The following is a 3,892-nucleotide window of genomic DNA, read 5'->3' as shown; positions in this document are numbered from 1 at the left end:
CCTGCTCAACCGCCAGTTTAACCCCGAGCAGATCAACCAATCATGGGTTGCTGACATCACTTATATTCGCACTCGAAGCGGCTGGCTGTACTTGGCGGCTGTCATGGATTTGTATTCACGCAAGATCGTAGGCTGGTCCATGGCTCCGCATATGCGCGCAGAGTTGGTGTGCAGTGCTATGCAACTAGCCATCACACAGAGACAGCCTAAACCGGGTCTGATCGCGCACTCAGATCGGGGCAGCCAGTATGCAGGCGCTACTTACCAAGCCATGCTGACACGACATGGCTTGCGCTGCAGCATGAGCCGCAAGGGCAACTGCTGGGACAACGCAGTCATGGAACGTTTCTTCTTGAACCTGAAGATGGAGCGTGTTTGGAGGAAGGACTATGCCAATCATGATGAAGCAATCAGGGACGTCACGGATTACATTGTGCGGTTCTACAATGAACGACGAATGCATTCATCGTTAGACTATTTGCCGCCCAATCAGTACGAGCGGCAAACAGCCTGAAAACACCGATTGAGGTGTCCGGAAAAAGTTGACCACCTCAGCTTGCTTATGCATGGACTGACACACTGCCATCGGGGGCAAGCCCCCTCCCACATTTGATCTCCATCAATCTCGAGCCAATGCCTCGATCGGGTCCAGCCGCGCCGCGTTGCGCGCCGGCACGAAGCCGAACACGATGCCGATCAGCGTCGAGCAGGCAAACGCGGTGATGATCGAGCCCAGGGAAAACACCATTTCCCACTCCTTCACGAACAGCGAAAACAAATAGCCGATGGCATAGGACAGCGAGATACCGATAATCCCGCCGATCAGACACACCATCACCGCCTCCACCAGAAACTGCTGGCGAATATCCGATTGCCGTGCCCCTACGGCCATGCGAATGCCAATCTCGCGGGTGCGTTCGGTGACCGACACCAGCATGATATTCATCACCCCGATGCCACCCACCAACAACGAAATCACCGCGATCAATGACAACAGCAGCGCCAGCGAACGGCTGGTTTTCTGCACGGTCTGCATGATGCTGTCGAGGTTGTTGGTGAAGAAATCCTTGGTACCGTGGCGTTGCAGCATGAGCTTATTGACGTTGTCTTCCACCACCTTGCTCGGCTGGCCGTCCTTGATGCGCACGGTGATGCTGTCCAGATGGCGCTGCCCCAACAGGCGCCCCGCCGCCGTCTCATACGGCACCCACACGTTCAGCACCTTGCTGGCGGCGAACAGGTTCTTGTTGTCCGCCGTCACCCCGATCACCGTGCACGGCAGGTTGCCCACCAGGATCACCTGGCCCAGGGGGTCGACGTTCGCCCCGAACAGGCGATGCCGGGTGTTGTGGTCGATCACCACCACCTGCGCCTGACGCCGTGCATCACTTTCGCTGAAGGCGATACCGGCTTCGAGCTTCACGCCCTTGACCTTGAAGTAGCGGTCGCTGACGCCGTTGACCTGCGCGTCCACGTCGATATTGCCAAAGCGCAGCAACAGGTTGCGCCCCACCACCGGGGTGGCGCTGTCGACGTAATACAGCTGGTTCAACGCGTCCACATCTGACGGCATCAGGGTCTCGATGGCCGAGGCGCGGCTGTCACCGAAACTGGTGCCGGAAAAGATATCGATGGTGTTGCTGCCGATGGCCTGGATGTCCTTGAGCACATAACGCTTGGCGCCCTCGCCGATGGCCGAGATCGACACCACCGAGGTGATGCCGATGACGATACCGAGCATGGTCAGCAAGGTGCGCATGCGATGGGAAATCAGCGCGACCCAGGCCATGTTGAACGCTTCCTTGAACAACCCCAGGCTCGCCACCAGGCGCCGCGCGCCGCTGCGCCGGGGCTCGAGCGGCGCTTCTTCGGGCAGCTCCAGGCCGGCACTGTCGTTGGCCTTGTCGCTGACGATCTCGCCGTCGCACACCTCGACAATACGCTGGGCATTGGCCGCCACCTTGGGGTCGTGGGTGACGATGATCACCGTGTGCCCGGCCGCGTGCAGCTCGGCGAGGATGCGCATCACCTCCTTGCCGCTATGGGTGTCGAGGGCGCCCGTGGGTTCGTCGGCCAGGATCACCTCGCCGCCATTCATCAAGGCCCGGGCGATACTCACGCGCTGCTGCTGCCCACCGGACAACTGGCTCGGCCGATGGGTGATATGCCCCGACAGGCCCAGGCGCGCGAGCAACTCCCGCGCGCGGCTGTGGCGCTGGCCTTCCGGGATGCCGGCATAGATCGCCGGCATTTCCACGTTGTGCAAGGCACTCAGGTGCGCCAGCAGGTGGTAGCGCTGGAAGATAAACCCGAAGTAATCGCGGCGCAGTTCCGCCAGTTGCTCATCGCCCAGGGAACGGGTTTCGATGCCGTTGATTTTGTAGCTGCCGGCGGTGGCGTAATCCAGGCCGCCGAGGATGTTCATCAATGTCGATTTACCCGAACCCGAGGCGCCGATGATCGCCAGCATTTCCCCGGCGTGAATGGTCAGGTCGATGCCCTTGAGCGCGATGAATTCGCGCTCGCCGGCCATGAAACTGCGGGTGATGCCCTTGAGCTCCAGCAGAGGTTGAGTCATGGCTCAATTCCCCGCCACGGCAGGCGAGGCGTCGCCAATCACCACCTTGTCGCCCTCGACCAGGCCGTCGAGGATCTGCACCTTGACGTTGTTGTTGATACCGGTCTTCACCTCACGCACCTGCGCCCTGCCCTTGGCGTCGAGCACCCGCACTGCATAGCCGCCCTCGGCATTGCGCGCGCCCAGCGCCGCCACCGGCATCATCAGCGCAGCCTCGGCGGTGTCGAGCACGATACGCACCTGGGCGGTCATGGCGATGCGCAAGCGGTGGTCGGGGTTGGGCACATCGAACAGCGCGTTATAAAACACCGCCGTATTCTGCTTGGGCGCACCGGCGGTCTGGGTTTCGAGGAAATTCTGCGGTGCCGGTTCAGTGCCACGCAGCTTGGCGTAGTAGCGCTTGTCGGCCTCACCGAGAATAGTGAAATACACCTGCTGGCCGGGGCTGATGTGAATCACATCCGCTTCCGACACCTGGGCCTTGACCGTCATCGTGTCCAGGTCGGCCAGCTTGAGCAGCACCGGCGCCAGCTGGTTGGCGATGACCGTCTGACCTTCCTGGGTAACGATACCCACCACATCGCCGTCAATCGGCGCATTGATACGGGTATAAGCCAGGTTGACCTTGGCCGTGTCGATCTGAATGTGCGCGCTCTTGATCTGCGCATCCAGAGACAACAGATTGGCCTGCTGCACCTGAAAGGTCGACTCGGCGTCCTCGAAATCCTGGCGCGACACCGACTCATCGGCCTGCAAGCCCTTATAGCGCTCATACACCGACCTGGCCTGCTTGACCTGCGCCGCCGTGGCGCGGCGTTGAGCCTGCAGATTCTCCTCATCGACCTGGGCCTTGCGCAGCGTGTTCTGCAGGATCAGCGGATCGATTTCAGCCAGCCACTGGCCTTTCTTGACCTTGTCACCGACCTTGACCTTGAGCGACTTCAACTGACCGGAAACCTGCGCACCCACATCGACCTGCTTGACGCCCTCCAACAAGCCGGTGGCGAGAACGGCGTTTTCAATATCACCGCGCTCGACAGTGGCCGTGAGGTATTGAGGCGCATCGGCAGGCGCCTTGACGGTGTAAATGATCAAGCCGATGGCAACCGCCAGCACGGCGAATATCCCGATTTTGCGTAACTTAGACGTTTGCATAAATGACCATAAAGTTGAGCTTTTTGATTGAGCAAGGAAATCCAAACCCTAACCACGATGCGCAGCGAGTCTCTCCTGATCTTGATCTGGCTTTTGATCTTGATCTCAGGCGCCCCGTCAAACCACGCTGGCCGAACGCAGGCTTGAATCCGTGGGTAA

3 protein-coding genes are annotated in these 3,892 nt (G+C 60.0%); 1 reads left to right on the top strand and 2 read right to left on the bottom strand.

Going from position 1 to position 3,892, the window contains the following annotated elements; translation table 11 throughout:
• Positions 1–514: IS3 family transposase (locus BFP90_RS20790; protein WP_065895938.1), on the top strand; the 514-nt coding region annotated here is incomplete at its 5' end.
• 105 nt (positions 515–619) lie between these two features.
• Here BFP90_RS20790 and BFP90_RS20785 read toward each other — a convergent pair.
• Together BFP90_RS20785 and macA are read right to left on the bottom strand one after the other, a co-directional pair.
• On the bottom strand, positions 620–2,578 hold the full coding sequence (locus BFP90_RS20785) for a MacB family efflux pump subunit (RefSeq protein WP_065897876.1): 1,959 nt from the start codon (positions 2,576–2,578) through the stop codon (positions 620–622).
• Positions 2,579–2,581: 3 nt separating this feature from the next.
• Positions 2,582–3,733 carry a macrolide transporter subunit MacA gene (gene macA, locus BFP90_RS20780; RefSeq protein WP_065885031.1) on the bottom strand — a complete coding sequence of 384 codons (1,152 nt, stop codon included), beginning with the start codon at positions 3,731–3,733 and terminating at the stop codon, positions 2,582–2,584.
• Positions 3,734–3,892: the final 159 nt, after the last annotated feature.

This window comes from Pseudomonas sp. 24 E 13 (assembly GCF_900004715.1).
Taxonomy (GTDB): domain Bacteria; phylum Pseudomonadota; class Gammaproteobacteria; order Pseudomonadales; family Pseudomonadaceae; genus Aquipseudomonas; species Aquipseudomonas orientalis_A.
The sequence above is the reverse complement of the archived record's forward strand: the minus strand, read 5'-3'. Positions and strand labels throughout refer to the sequence as shown.